4 protein-coding genes are annotated in these 15,759 nt (G+C 71.1%); 2 read left to right on the forward strand and 2 right to left on the reverse strand.

The window, feature by feature from the left end:
• Window positions 1–308: 308 nt before the first annotated feature.
• Complete coding sequence (locus ACFVGY_RS21345; protein ID WP_385679652.1) at window positions 309–7,703, forward strand: ricin-type beta-trefoil lectin domain protein; 7,395 nt, start codon at window positions 309–311, stop codon at window positions 7,701–7,703.
• A 550-nt stretch (window positions 7,704–8,253) separates the two neighbouring features.
• On the opposite strand, the gene ACFVGY_RS21350 is transcribed toward ACFVGY_RS21345, so the two are convergent.
• Both ACFVGY_RS21350 and ACFVGY_RS21355 read right to left on the reverse strand, forming a co-directional pair.
• Window positions 8,254–8,421, reverse strand: coding sequence for a winged helix-turn-helix domain-containing protein (locus tag ACFVGY_RS21350; RefSeq protein ID WP_385679654.1), 168 nt, complete (start codon window positions 8,419–8,421; stop codon window positions 8,254–8,256).
• A gap of 31 nt (window positions 8,422–8,452) precedes the next feature.
• A complete protein-coding gene (locus ACFVGY_RS21355) occupies window positions 8,453–8,962 on the reverse strand; it encodes a hypothetical protein (protein ID WP_385679656.1) in 510 nt (169 codons plus the stop codon).
• 317 nt (window positions 8,963–9,279) lie between these two features.
• Here ACFVGY_RS21355 and ACFVGY_RS21360 point away from each other — a divergent pair, with 317 nt between their 5' ends.
• Entirely contained in the window at window positions 9,280–15,753 is a 6,474-nt protein-coding gene (locus ACFVGY_RS21360; protein WP_385679657.1) for an amino acid adenylation domain-containing protein, read from the forward strand.
• Window positions 15,754–15,759: the final 6 nt, after the last annotated feature.

Below are 15,759 nucleotides of genomic sequence, written 5' to 3' on the forward strand. Positions count from 1 at the left end.
ACCCCCGGGTCGAATGGCCGGAGTACCATTTGGCGTCGATTTACGCCGTTTATCCAACCGTATGCAGTGGTTAAGGTGACAAGGGACACACCGGATATCGGAACCGTGGCTTTTCTGATCAACTGGCCGCAGAATCAACTGGCTCATTGTCAGTTTCCTGCCGCCTGTGTGCCATTGCCTGGGCGGCAGCGCGTGGGGGGGTCCACATGTCGCCGTTCTCGGCGAACAATTTCCGCCTGCCCGGAAACAGAAAAGCGCGCGCGACGCGTGCGCGCTTCGCCGGGCGCACCGGCATCACGCTGTCCGTGTTGCTGGTCGCATCTCTCCTTCCCGTCCAAGCCTGGGCGGCACCACCGGGCGACCGCACGGGCGTCGATCTTCCGGGTCTCCAGAAAGACCTCAAGACCAGACTCGATGCCATCGAAGCGGCCAAGCTCAAGGGCTGGGCCGGTGAAGCGGCCTCGCCGCCCCCGGCGTTCGAGCCGAAGGCCTTGGCGCCGCCGGCCGCCGGCTCCTACGACGTCACGCTGACCGGGGACCAGCCCGTCCGGGCAGGCACGCTCCCGGTGAGCATCGGCAAGGCCGAGGGGACCGCCACGGCCCCCTCGGGGACCTGGAACGTGTCCGTCGAATCGCGCCCGGCGACCGAGGCGGCCGACGTCGACGGCGCCCTCATCAAGATCACGCCGCCCGCCGGTGCATCGACCCCGGTCGACGTCAAGCTGGACTACACGAAGTTCAAGGACCTCTACGGCACCGAGTGGTCATCCCGCCTGCAGCTGAAGCAGCTTCCCGCGTGCTTCCTGAGCACCCCGGACCTTCCCGAGTGCTCGGTCTCCAAGGACCTCGCGAGCACCAACAACCCGTCCGAGAAGACGGTCGTCGCGACCGTGGACCCGACCACCAGCGCACCCGCCCAGGGTCTTCGCACGATGACGGGCAGCAGCGCAGGCGGTGCCGTCGTACTGGCCGCCTCCGACGGCGCTGCAGGTGCAGGCGGCAGCTACAAGGCCACCTCCCTCTCGCCGTCGGGCTCGTGGACGGCGGGCGGCAGCGGCGGCGGCTTCTCCTGGACCTATCCGCTGACCGTGCCTCCGGCGCCGGCAGGCCCGACGCCTTCCATCGCGTTCTCCTACTCCTCGCAGGCCGTCGACGGCAAGACGTCCGTGACCAACGGCCAGGCGTCGTGGATCGGTGACGGCTGGGACTACAACCCGGGCTTCATCGAGCGCCGCTACCGCTCCTGTGCCGACGACCGCAGCACCAGGATCAGCAAGCCCAACAACGACAACGCCACGGACAAGAAGAAGGCCGACCTCTGCTGGGCCGGCGACAACGTGGTCCTGTCCTTCGGCGGAGTGACGACCGAACTCGTCCACGACGACAAGACCGGCAAGTGGGTTCCCGCTGCCGACGACGGCTCCACCGTCGAGCGCAAGACGGGCGGCAGCAACGGTGCCAAGGACGGCGAGTACTGGGTCGTCACCACGCGCGACGGCACCCGCTACCACTACGGACGCCACAACGTAGGCGCCCACGGCGACGGCTCGACGCCGCAGACCGCCACCGACTCGGTCTTCACCGTGCCGGTCTTCGGCAACCACCCCGGTGAACCCTGTTACCAGACGTCCTACGCGACCTCCTCCTGCACCCAGGCCTGGCGCTGGAACCTCGACTACGTCGAGGACGTCCACGGCAACGCCATGGTCATCGACTGGAAGAAGGAAGAGAACCGCTACGCCAGGAACGAGAAGTTCTCGGAGAAGGACCGGGCCAAGGTCGGATACGTCCGCGGCGGCTACCCCCTCCGCATCCTCTACGGCCTGCGCGCCGACAACCTCGCCGGAGCCCCGGCCGGTCGGGTCGAGTTCGAGGCCAAGCCGCGCTGCTTCGCCGAAGGCGACATCAAGTGCGGGGACGAGCAGTTCAACTCCAAGAACGCCGGCGACAAGCGCGGCTGGTGGGACACCCCCACCACCCTGCACTGCACGATGGACGCGGCGAACTGCTACACCGCCGCCCCGACCTTCTGGTCGAACATGCGCCTGGCCAGCATCAGCACCTACGGGCAGCGCACCGAAGGCTCCACGGTCCTGTCGAAGGTCGACCAGTGGTCCCTCGACCAGTCGTTCCCCGCTCAGCGGACCGACACCCACCCCCCGCTGTGGCTGAAGTCCGTCACCCGCACGGGCTACAGCGCCAAGGACGGCTCCATCGGCGTGTCCCTGCCGGCCGTCACCTTCACCGCCAACAAGAACGACATGCCCAACCGCGTCCGCAAGTCGGCCAACGAAGCCACGCCCGACTTCGACCGGCTCCGCATCGCGACGATCCGCACCGAGACCGGCGGCGAGATCCAGGTCAACTACTCCGCCCCCTGCCCGGTGGGCACCGGCGACCTCAAACCCGAGGGCAACACCACCCGCTGCTTCCCCGTCCGCTGGTCCCCGGATCCGGAGCTGCCGCCGGAGAAGACCCCGATCGAGTGGTTCAACAAGTACGTCGTGGACAGCGTGGTCGAAATGGACCGCGTGGCGCTCCGTCCCGCCGTCACCACCAGCTACACCTACGAGGGCGGCGCGGCCTGGGCCAAGGAGGACGACGAGTTCACCAAGCCCGAGCTGCGCACGTACAGCCAGTGGCGCGGCTACGCGAGCGTGCTCACCACGACGGGGCAGACCGCCAATGCGGGCACGCCCACCGCGACCGAGCAGTCCCAGACGCGCACCCGCTACTTCCGCGGCCTCTCCCGCGAAGGCGCCAAGGTCACCGTCAAGGACTCCACCGGAACCGAGGAGCTCGGCGAGGACAAGCCCCGGTACCAGGGCCTGACCGCCGAGACCATCACCTACACGAAGGCCAACGGAGCTGTCGAGAACCGGCACTTGACCTGGCCCTGGGACTCCGGCGCCCCGACCGCGACCCGCAAGCGGGTCGACACGACCGACCTGGAGGCCCATCGCAGAGGCGTCGCCCGCACCGACGAGATCCAGTCGGTCAGCGGCGGCAAGTCCAGGATGGTCCGGACCCGCAACGACTTCGAAACCACGTACGGCCTGGTCAAGAGCACGCAGACCGACGTCATGGAGAACAAGGGCACCGGCTGGACCACGGTCGACCAGTCCTGCGACAAGACCACCTTCGTCCACAACACGGCGAACAACCTGATCGGCCTGCCCTCCCAGGTCCGCAAGACGGCCGGCGACTGCTCTGACGCCTCCACCGGCACCGGAACGGTCCTCGGCGCAGCCCGCACCTCCTTCGACGCCGTGAACGACTTCGGCGCGGCCCCCACCAAGGGCCTCCCCTACCAGGTCGACGGCCTCGACGCGGCGGGCACCGGCTGGACGACCGCCGGGCGCGCCGAGTACGACGCGCTGGGACGGACCGTCAAGGCGTACGACGCCGCAGGCAACGCCGCGACCACGGCGTTCAGCCCAGCCACCGGTCCCGCGTTCGCGACGACGGCCACCAACGCCCTCGGACACACGGTGACGACCAAGGTCGATCCCGCCCGGGGCAGCGTGCTGGAGACGACCGACGCCAACGGCCGCAAGGTCACCACGGCCTACGACGAACTCGGCCGCAGCACCAAGGTCTGGACGCCTTCCCAGAAGCCCTCCGACAAGCCCGCCTACACCTTCGAGTACCAGATCGAGGAGCTGAAGACCCCGGCCGTCACGTCCCGCTCGCTCAAGGACGACGGCACGTACAACACCTCCATCGCGATCTACGACGGGCTGCTGCGCCCCCGCCAGACCCAGGCCGAGGCCCCCGGCGGCGGACGCCTGATCACCGACACCCTGTACAGCGCGAACGGCACGGTCAGCCAGACCAACAACGGCTACTACGCCGAGGGCCGGGTGGACACGGCCATCTTCGTCCCGCAGTCGCTGACGGAGATCCACAACTCCACGCAGAGCGCCTACGACGGCCTCGGCCGCCCCGTGCGCACCACCGCCCTGCAGAAGGGCACACCCCAGCATTCCGCCCTCACCCAGTACGGCGGCGACTGGACGCTGACCCGCAGCGCCATGTCCCCCACCGGGGCCACACCGCTCGCCGGCAGCCGCGCGGTCAAGACCACGACCGACGCCCTCAACCGCACCACCCTGGTCGAGCACTACACGTCCACGAATCCCGCGGACGTGGACCCGGGCAAGGACAACAATCCCGCGACCATCAAGACCCAGTACTCCTACGACGCGCGCGGACAGCTCGCCAAGGTCACCGACGCGGCCGGCAACAGCTGGACGTACGCCCATGACGCCCGCGGTCGGATGACCTCGTCCGACGACCCCGACATGGGCAAGGCGACGTTCACCTACGACATCCTCGACCGACAGGTCTCCGTCACCGACTCCCGCGGCCTGGCCCAGTTCACCAAGTACGACGTCCTCGGCCGCAAGACCGCACTGCACGACGACTCCGAAACCGGCCCGGTCGTCGCCACGTGGACCTACGACACCCTGCCGGGAGCCAAGGGCCAGCCCGTCTCCGCCACCCGTAACTGGGGCGCGGGCTCGTACGTCAGCGAGGTCACCGGCTACGACAGCGAGTACCGGCCCACCGGATCGAAGATCACGGTCCCGAGCCTGCCCAGTACCAGGGGCCTGGCCGGCACGTACGCCTACAGCACCACGTACACACCCACTGGCAAGGTGCAGTCGACGACACTCCCGGCCACCATCGGCGGCCTCGCCGCCGAGAAGCTGATCACCCGCTACAACGCGGACGGCATGGTGCAGACCATGTCCGGCCTGACCTGGTACACCGCCGACACCGTCTACAGCCCCTTCGGCGAGGTCCTGCGCACGGCCGCCGGCCCCGCCCCTCACCGGGTGTGGACCACCAACGCGTACGACCCCCACACCGGCCGGATTACCGAGGCCGCCGGCCATCGCGAGACCAAGGACGACCTCACCAGGTCCAACCTGGTCTCCGCCCTCACCTACGCCTACGACAAGGTCGGCAACCCGACCTCCATCACCGACACCCAGCCCGGCGGACGCATCGACCGCCAGTGCTACACCTACGACGCGATCGGCCGGCTCACGCGAGCCTGGACGGGGAGGACCGAAGGCTGCCCCACGGGCTCGAACGGCCCCGCCCTCACCGAGGTCGGTTCCGCCGCTCCCGGTGACGCCTACTGGCAGGATTACGAGTTCGACGCGATCGGCAACCGCACCAAGCTGACCGAGCACGACCTCACGAACGCCGCGCTCGACGACGTCACGACCTACGGCTACGGCGTCGCGCTCAAGGACGGCGCCGGATCCCCGGTCAAGCAGCCGCACGCCCTGACCGGCATGGCCAAGACCGCCAAGACCGCGACCTCCACCGTCAACTCCTCGTCCAGCTACACCTACGACGCAGCCGGAAACACCAAGACCCGACGCATCGACGGCGACACCCAGACCCTGGCCTGGGACCGCCGCAACAAGCTCACCTCCGCCACCAGCCCCGGCATCGGCGCCGTCGCCATCACCGGGCTCGCCGGCAAGTGCCTCGACGTCCAGAACGGCAGCACCGCCGACGGCACTCCGGTGCAGCTCCTGTCCTGCAACGAAACCAAGCCGCAGCAGTGGCGCGTCACCGGTGACACCGTCCAGGCTCTCGGCAAGTGCCTCACCGCCGAGAACGGAGACGCGGTCCTGAGGACCTGCGACGGCAGGCCGGAACAGAAGTTCACCTACCGGGCAGCGGACAAGGCCCTGTACACGGGCACCAACGCCTGCGTCACCGTCCCCAACGACAACGCCGCCGAGGGCAACGACCTCGACATCTACACCTGCGCCGGCCCCGCCCCGACCGCAGCCCAGCAGTGGAGCTTCAGCAACGTCACCAACTACCTCCACGACGCCTCGGGCAACCGGATCATCGAGGAGACGGGCAGCTCCCGCACCCTCTACCTCGGCGAAGCCGAGATCACCGTCAACAAGGACGGCCAGGCCATCGATGCCGTCCGCTACTACGGCAGCCCGAGCGGCGGCCCCACCACCGTCCGCCGCACCAACGGCAAGGCGACCGGCCACACCCTCTCGGTCCTGCTGACCGACCACCACAACACCGCCACCACCAGCATCGAACAGGCCCCGGGTCAGAAGGACTCGCGCCGCAAGTCCGACCCGTACGGCAACCCCCGAGGCGCCCAGCCCTCGGACTGGCCGGGCGACCGCACGTTCCTCGGGACGGGCGTGGACGACACCGCGACCGCCCTCACCCACATAGGCGCCCGCGAGTACGAACCCTCGACGGGCCGCTTCATCTCGGTCGACCCGATCATCGACATCACCGACCCGCTCCAGATGAACGGCTACACCTACTCCGGCGGCAACCCCATCACCGGGTCGGACCCCACGGGCCTGCGCAGCGAGGAATGCGGCACCCTCTACAACTGCAACGGCAGCAGCGTTATCACCTTCTCAAACGCTTCCACAATCACCTACCGCGAGCCGGAAGCTCAGCGCAGGTACTACCAGACCTCTGGTGAAACCTGGCACTGGCGTGGCAGCGACATCAGGAAGCAGATCAGAAAGAACGAGGGCATCAAGCCCGCTCCCCGCAACCTCCGCCAAGTAGCAAAGGATGCTGTTGGAGGACTGATCGGCGGCCTACTCCGTACCGGCGACATGGTTAATCCGCTTGCCCCAGTTCTCACGCGCTTCGGTATGTCTGGCGGTCAGATCGCCACTCGAATGTCCGAGAAGTTCGGCCTGAACGAGAAGTCTGCCGCATATCAAATCGCGGAACTCTTCTCCCCTGGGTTCGGCAGCAAGGCCAAGACGGGGACGATGGCAGCGCGCGGACTGTTCGCCCGCTTGTCCAGTAAATGCAACAGCTTCGTCGCGGGCGCGAAGGTTCAACTTGCAGACGGCACTTCGAAGCCGATCGAACAACTGGCCGCCGGCGATGAAGTAATGGCCACCGACCCGGAGACAGGGGAAACCGGACCCAAGGCCGTCTCAGCCACCATCTTCACCACTGATGACAAGAAGTACGTCGACGTCTCCATTGAGACAGACGACGGCGTGAAGACCATCACCACGACAGACCACCACCCGTTCTGGTCCGAATCGGACCAAACTTGGAAGGACGCAGGGGACCTCAAGCCGGGCACGACACTCCGAACCAACGACGGCACGCCCGCGGTCGTTGCTCAGGTCCGCACCTACCAGGATGTCAAGGAGACCTACAACCTCACCGTTGCAGACCTCCACACGTACTATGTGCTGGCGGGCGCCACGCCGGTCCTTGTTCACAATTGTGGCGGATCCTTCACCATCCCCACAAAGAAGTGGGTGCACAGCTACAACGGTGACATCGGTCAGCAAGGGATCGAAGCGACCTATGATTATGGAGTCCTGGAAATGATTGTGCGAGCCCCGAAGGGTATCGACGGGCTCCCCAGCGGTTCACAGATGATCAGGCAGGCCATAACCGCATTTGAAGGTGCAGGTCTACCGGTAGACGGAATTCGTGGCGCCTGGGTTGCGAAGGGTGACCTGACGGACAATCTGCAATCATTGAACGCGGCCGTACAGAGCGGATTGACCGTTCGACAGGCAGTCTGGCAGACAGCTACCGGAAAATTCGCCGCTCGCAACGGGTTTACGGACGCCGTTATCGACCAGGACAGCCTGGTTGGAAACCCTGGCAACTACGAAGAATTCGTCGTAAATTTCATGCGACCGGGAGGATGAGTGGATTCAGAGGAATATTTCGCGAAGAGGGCGCGCATTGTCCGTAGTCTCCAGGAGTGCTGGGCCAGTGAGAGATCTGCGATTTCCGTCATGCGCTTCCTGGTATCGGCGATCGGCCCACGCGACGATCTCGGTGAAGTCGCATTCGGAGTTGTCGGATGCATGCATGACGCATTCGAAATGTCACTGTGGGACGCAAAGCGCCTGTCGCGATGGCATGCAATCGGCGGAGACCTCTCAGACGAGGAGATAGAGGAACGGATCGGTTCACTCACTCCTCGTGAATTGTAATTGCTGCACCAGTTTTCGGCGCCACATCACCACCCTTTGGTAGCTTGCAAGGGGTAAAGGGTGAATGCCTGAGGCCTCACCGGTTTTTTCGTCCGGCGGGGCCTCTGGCGCGTATTTTGGGCTTGCCTTCCCGCACCTCTTGGCGCCGCGTACTGGCGGGCACCACTCCGGTCCTGGTTCACAATTGCGGGGGCAGAGCTACCGTCACTTTCGATGGTGGCCATGTATCAGTCCGAGTGGAAGCCGCGGGTGAGACGACTTACCCGTGACCACTCCTTCGTCCGTCACCTGGCCACGGCCTGTTCGTCGCCCTCTCTACGGCCCGGTGGGCTGGGGCTTTCGGTGACCAGCCCAGCCCGTGCAGCAGGTACGACACCCCGCGCGGAGTGTACCGGGAGCTGAACAGGCGGCGGATCGGCTCCGCCACCCGTGCCAGGGTCAGCTCCCCCGCTCCGGGATCAGGCCGGGGTGCGGCCGGGGCGGATCGTTACCATGACCGGCCAGACGAGGCTGTACAGCAGGATCTTGGTGAGCGGGTTCAGCCAGGGCAGGAGGAGGGCCCCGCGTTCCGGGCCGCCGACGAGCCACACCATGCCGAGCAGCAGCGCGCAGCTGACCGCGTACGCCAGGAGGAAGCGGAGCCAGGAGAGCCATTCCTGGCGGATGCGGGCCGCGCCGTACAGGGTCGGCCGCGGCGGCGCTTCGGCGGCGCCGCCGAAGCGCCGGGCGAACTTGGCGTCGGCCCAGCGCAGGGTGTCGTGTCCGAAGGCCACGGTGAAGCCCAGGTAGGCGGCGGAGAGCCCGTGCCAGATGGACGCCTCGGCGCCGTCCCGGAGGCTGAGGACGGTGGCTGTCAGCAGCACGACGTCGAGGAGGGGGACGCACAGCAGGAGCGCGCCGCCGAGGCGTCTCCGGCCCTTGGCGTAGCGGGCGGTGAGTCCGGCCGCCAGTAAGACCCAGAAGAGCACGTCGCAGGCAATGATCAGGTACAGGATGGCTCGTTCACCTCGTGGCGCGTCGTGTGTCGTACTGGGTGCGGCCGTGTGCCGCACGGCCCGGGGCCGTGCCTCCCCCGGCACGGGCCAGTCTACGAGCAGGCCGTGGCCATTGCCTTTCCCTGCGTGACGAACCGCCGTTCTGCGCCGGCCTCTTGGCCGTCGGTGGGACGGCGGTTCCGGCGTTGCGTCTTCTTCCCCCGGGCCTGCCGACGCGGCTGCTTCTTCTTCCCTACTGGCCTTCCCCCGCAGCCAGCAGGGTGGGGGAAAACACCGCTTGGAGGCCCAGAGTGAAGGTTGTCGCAGCGAACGGCGGGGCGAGTCGGCACGGCACCGGGGCGGGCGATGCGGCAGCCGCCCGTGGGGGTGGCGCGGTGTCGTTCGCGCAGCGGAGGCTGTGGTTCCTCGACCAGCTCACCGGCGGCTCCGCCGAGTCCCTGCTCCCGCTGGCCCTGCGCATCCGCGGCGCCCTCGACGTGCCCGCCCTGGAGCGGTCGCTGGCCGGCATCGTGGACCGGCACGAGGTGCTGCGCACCCGGTTCACCGCGGTCGGCGGGGAGCCCGTCGCGCAGGTGGGCCCGCCGGGCGGCCGGACGGTGCTGGAGCGGGTCGATGCCGCCGGCCCGGATGTGTTGTTCGACCGGGAGCTGGCCCGCCCGCTGGACCTCGCCCAGGAGCACCCGCTGCGGGCGGTGCTCGCCCGTCTGGGCCCGGAGGACCACCTGCTGCTGGTCGTGGTCCACCACATCGCCGTGGACGGCTGGTCCTGGGACGTGCTGCTCGGCGAACTGGACGCCGGCTACCGGGGCGAGGCCGTCGCCGCCCCCGCCCTGCAGTACGCGGACGTCGCCCGGGCCGAGGCCGAGCGGCTGGACGGGCCCCGCATGGAGCGGCTGCTCGCCTACTGGCGGGAGCGGCTGGCCGGGGTGGCCCCGCTGGCGCTGCCCGCGGACCGGCCGCGGCCCGCCTTCTGGGACGGCTCCGGCGACGTCGTCCGCTTCGAACTGCCCGCCGCGCTCGTGGCCGGGGCCGACCACGTGGCCCGCGAGCACCGCGCGACCCGCTACATGCTGCTGCTCGCCGTGTACCAGGCGCTGCTGGGCCGGTATTCCGGCCGGACGGACATCGCCGTGTGCACCACGCTCGCCGACCGGGGCCGCCCCGAAGTAGCCGGGCTGATCGGCCCGTTCGTCAACACCATCGTGCTGCGCACCGACCTGGGCGGCGGCCCGACCTTCGCCGGGCTGCTGGCACGGGTCCGCTCGGGCGCGCTGCGCGACTTCTCGCACGCCGACGCCCCGTTCGACCGGGTGGTCGGCGAGGTCGCCGCCGAACGCGACCTGTCCCGCCACCCCCTCGCGCAGGCCTCCTTCACCCTGCTCAACACCGCCCCGACGCCGGCCCGGCTGGCCGGTCTGGACGTGGAGCTGGTGCGGACCCCGCTGACGGGCACCCCGCTGGACGTGTTCCTCGACCTGAGCCTGCGGGCCGACGGGGGCATCGCCGCCCGGCTGCAGTACTCCACCGCCCTGTTCGACCGGAGCACCATGGCCCGGTTCGCCGAGGGATACACGGCCCTGCTGCGCGCGGTGGTCGACGCGCCGCAGCGGCCGCTGGCGGAGCTCACCGCCGGCCTGGAGCCGCTGCCCGGCAAGGAGCGCCGGCGGCTCCTGGCCCTGGCGGGGGCGGAGCGGTCGCCCGCGGCGGCTGCGGCGGTGCCGTTCGCCGTGTCGGGTCCGGCGGACGCGACGGCCCTGGTCTGCGGGGACGAGACCGTGACGTACGGGCAGCTCGACACCCGCGCCGGGTCCCTGGCCGCCGCCCTGGCCGGGGCGGGCGTCCGCCCGGGCGCGGCGGTGGGCGTGTTCCTGCGGCGCGGGGTGTGGTCGGTCGCCGCGATGGCCGCGATCTGGCGCGCCGGCGGGGTCTACGTGCCCCTGGATCCCGCCCTGCCGGAGGAGCGGCTGCGGTTCATGGCCGCCGAGGCCGGCCTGGCGTGCGTCGTCGCGGACGCGGAGACCGCGGAGCGGGCGGCCGGGCTCGGCCCGCGGGTGCTGGCCGTCGAGGACGTAACGGAGCCGAAGGACGTACCGGAGCCGCAGAACGGGCCGGCCGGGGCCGGAGCGCCGCGGCACGTGGCAGGGCCGCACGAGCTCGCGTACGTCATCTTCACCTCCGGTTCGACGGGCCGCCCCAAGGCCGTCGGCGTCGAGCACGGCGCCATGGCCGCCCATGCGGCCGCCGCCCGCGAGCGGTTCGGCATCACCGCCCGCGATCGGGTCCTCGCCTTCTCCTCCTTCTCCTTCGACGCCTCCCTGGACCAGCTGCTGACCGCGCTCGGCTGCGGGGCCTGCCTGGTGATCCGGCCCGACGAGCAGTGGCTGCCCGCGCGGATCCCCGAACTGGTCGAGCGGGTCGGCATCACCGCCTTGAACCTGCCGCCCACCTACTGGAACGAGCTCGCCTTCTCCCTCACCGCCCGCAGCGCCGCTGCCCTGGCCGGGCTCCGCCTGCTGATCCTGGGCGGAGAGGCCGTCCCGGCCGGCGCGCTGGCCGCCTGGACGGCCCGCGCCCCGCACGTACGGGTCGTCAACGCCTACGGCCCGACGGAGACCACCGTCACCGCCACCACGTACGACGTCGCCGGCACCGACGGCGAAGGCGCCCCGGCCGGGGCCCGGATCCCGATCGGGCGGCCGCTGGGCGCCCGCCGCGCGTACGTCGTCGACGCCCACGGGGAGCTCGCGCCGGACGGCGAACCCGGCGAGCTGCTGATCGGAGGGCCGGAACTGGCCCGCGGCTACCTGGGGCAACCCGCGCTGACCGCCGAGCGGTTCCTCCCCGACCCGTACGGTGGCACCGGCGGGCGGCTCTACCGCACCGGCGACCTGGTACGCCGACTGCCGTCCGGGGAGCTGGAGTTCCTCGGACGGACCGACGACCAGGTCAAGATCCGCGGGTTCCGCATCGAACTCGGCGAGGTCGAGGCCGTCCTCGCACAGTGCCCTGGCGTGGCGGCCGCCGCGGTGGCCGTCGGCACCGACGCACAGGGCGGCCCGGCCCTGACCGGCTACGTGGTCCCGACCAGCTACGTGGTCCCGGCGGCCGGCTCGGACGGGCCGGACGCGACCGCCCCCGCCGCGCTGCGCGCGTTCTGTGCCGCCCGGCTGCCGCAGCACGCCGTCCCCGCCGACTTCGTCACCCTCGACGCGCTGCCCGTGAACGCCTCCGGCAAGCTCGACCGCACCGCCCTCCCCGCCGTCCGCCCGGACGCCCCGGTCACCCCGGGCACGCCGGGCTCGGTCCGCGACCGGGCGGCCGGCGGGGCCGAGTTCGCCGCCCCGCGCGACGCGACCGAGCAGGTCGTCGCCGACATCTGGGCCGAGGTCCTCGGCGTCGACCGGGTCGGCATCGACGACGGCTTCTTCGACCTCGGCGGGCACTCCCTCCTCGCCACCATGGCCGTGTCCCGGATCGCGGAGCGCCTCGGCCGCGAGGTCGAGCTGCGCACCCTCTTCGAGAACCCGCGGATCCGCGAGTTCGGCCCGCTGGTGGCCGCCGCCCGGCAGTCGGGCGGCGCCGCCGTCGTCCCCGTCGACCGCTCGGGGCCGCTGCCGCTGTCCTTCGCCCAGGAGCGGATGTGGTTCCTCGACCGCATGTCCGACACCGGCGACGAATACGTCCTGTGGTACTCGTGGCGGCTGCGCGGCCCCCTGGACCGCTCCGCCTGGCAGGGCGCCCTCGACGACGTGGTGGCCCGGCACGAGGCGCTGCGGACCGCCCTCGCCGAGGAGGACGGCCGTCCCGTGCAGCGGGTGCTGCCCCGCGCTGCCGTGCCGCTGCTGTGGCAGCCCGCCCCTCCCGGCACGGACCCGGCCGGCGCGGACCCGGCCGCCCGGCAGGCCCTGGTCCGCGAGCAGGCCGTCCGGTACGCCACCCGCCGCTTCGACCTGGCCGGCCCGCCGCTGCTGCGCGCCGGGGTGTGGGAGCTGGCGCCCGAGGACCACGTCGCGGTGATCGCCTTCCACCACGCGGCGACCGACGGCTGGTCCAAGGACATCGTCATCGGCGAACTGTCGGCCTGCTACGCGGCCCGGCTGGCCGGGGTCCCGCACGGGCTCCCGCCCGTGCCCGTGCAGTACGGGGACTTCGCGGTCTGGCAGCGCGAGCGGCTGGCCGGCGAGGCGCTGGAGCGGCAGCTGGCGTACTGGGAGGGGACGCTGGCCGGGGTACCGGTGCTGGAGCTGCCCACGGACCGGCCGCGGCCCGCGGGCTGGTCGGGCCGGGGCGCGGCCGTGGAGATCGACCTGCCGCGCGCGTGGGAGGCCGGGCTGGACGAGCTGGCCCGCCGGTCCGGGGCGAGCCGGTTCATGGTGCTGCTGGCGGTGGTGCAGATCGTGCTGGCCCGCTGGTCCGGGCAGCAGGACGTGGCGGTGGGCACGCCGGTGGCCGGCCGCGGCCAGGTGGAGCTGGAGCGGCTGGTGGGGCTGCTGGTGAACACGGTGGTGCTGCGCGGCGACCTGTCCGGGGAGCCGTCGTTCGTCGAGTACCTCGGGCGGGTCCGCGAGGCGGTGCTGGGGGCCTTCGACCACCAGGAGGTGCCGTTCGAGCGGCTGGTGGAGCAGCTGCGGCCGGAGCGGGACCCGTCCCGCAACCCGCTGTTCCAGGTGATGTTCGACGTACAGGAGAGCGCCGCGGGCGGACCGCGCGTCGAGGGCCTGGACGCGGAGCACTTCCCGCTGCCGTGGGGGTCGGCCAAGTTCGACCTGACGGCCACCTTCCTGCTGTACCCGGACCGGTTCGCGCTGAACGTCGAGTACGCCAGCGACCTGTTCGACGCCGCCACCGCCACCCGCTTCGCCGGGCACGTGCGCCGGGTGCTGGAGTCGGCCCTCGCCGACCCGGGCCGCCCCGTCGGCCGCCTGGACCTGCTGACGGCCGGCGAGTACGCGGAGCTGACCGCGGCGGCGGCCGGCGCGCCCGCGGTGTCGGCGGCCCCGCCGTTCGCGGTGGCCGGCCCGCCGGACGCACCGGCCCTGGTGTGCGGGGAGCGGACCGTGACGTACGGCGAGCTGGACGGGCTGACCGGCGGCCTCGCCCTGGACCTGGCGGCGGCCGGCGTCGGCCCGGAGGTCCCGGTCGGGGTGTGCCTGCGGCGCGGCGTGTGGTCCGTGGCGGCCATGGCCGCCGTCTGGCGGGCCGGCGGCGCGTACGTGCCGCTGGACCCGGGGCTCCCGGAGGACCGGCTGCGGTACATGGTCGAGCAGGCCGGGGTGCGGTGCGTGGTGACCGACGCGGCCACCGCGGCCCGGGCCGGGGCGCCGGGCCGGCCGCTGCTCACCGTCGACGGCGTCCGGCCCGCCCCCGACGCGCCCCGGCACGCGCCCGGCCCCCGCGAACTCGCCTGCGTCATCTTCACCTCCGGCTCCACCGGCCGGCCCAAGGCGGTCGGGGTCGAGCACCACGCGCTCGGCGCGCACGTCCGGACCGCCCGCGAACGGTTCGGGATCACCGCCGGGGACCGGGTGCTGAACTTCGCCTCGTTCTCCTTCGACGCCTCCCTGGAGCAGGTCCTGCCCGCGCTGACCGCGGGCGCCGCCGTGGTCGTCCGGCCCGACGACGTGTGGTCGGTGGAGGAACTCGCCGCGCGGGTACGCACCGACGGCGTGACCGTCATGGAGCTCACCCCCTCGTACTGGGAGGAGGTCACGGCCCGCCTCGACACCGTCGCAGGGGACCTGAAGAGCCTGCGCCTGGCCGTCACCGGCGGCGAGGCGCTGCCCTCGGCGCCGCTGGCCCGCTGGTTCCGGTACCTGCCCGGCGTGCCCGTGCAGAACACCTACGGGCCGACCGAATCGGTCATCTCCGCCACCTCCCGCCTCGTCACCGGCCCGGTCGAGGGCCGCGTGCCGATCGGCACGGCCTGGGGCGAGCGCCGGCTGTACGTGGTCGACGCGCACGACGGGCCCGTACCCGACGGCGTACCCGGCGAACTCCTCGTCGGCGGCCCGGAACTGGCCCGCGGCTACCTGGGCCGGCCGGACCTGACCGCCGAGCGGTTCGTCCCGGACCCGTACGGCGGCACCGGGGGCCGGCTCTACCGCACCGGCGACATCGTGCGCCGGCTGCCGTCCGGGGAGCTGGACTTCCTCGGGCGGACCGACGACCAGGTCAAGATCCGCGGGTTCCGCATCGAACCCGGCGAGGTCGAGGCCGTCCTCGAACAGCACCCGGGCGTGCACGGCGCCGCCGTCCTGGTCCGCGAGGTGCGCGGCGACCGGGTCCTCGTCGGGTACGTCTCCGGGCGCGGCCTGGACACCGGGGCGCTGGCCGCGCACTGCCGGGGCCTGCTGCCCGGCTACCTGGTCCCCGCCGCCCTCCTCGTCCTCGACGAGCTGCCCCGGACCGTGCAGGGCAAGCTCGACACCGCCGCCCTGCCCGACCCCGCGCTGCCCGCGCCCGCCGGATTCACGGCGCCGAGCACCCCGACCGAGGTGGTCGTCGCGCAGATCTGGGCGGAGGTGCTGGGGCTGGCCGAGGTGTCGGTCCGGGAGGACTTCTTCGCCCTCGGCGGGCACTCGCTGCGTGCGGTGGCCGCCGCGTCCCGGCTGCGCAGCGCCTTCGACTGCCCGATCCAGGTCCGCGACCTGTTCGACCACCCGACCGTGGAGCGGCTCGCCGCCGAGGTGGAGCGCCAGCTCGTCGAGCAGATCTCCGCGATGAGCGACGACGAGATCGACCTCTCCCTCACCTCCGACTGCTGACCGGTC

Source organism: Streptomyces sp. NPDC127106, from assembly GCF_042677605.1.
In the GTDB taxonomy this organism is placed as follows: Bacteria; Actinomycetota; Actinomycetes; order Streptomycetales; family Streptomycetaceae; genus Streptomyces.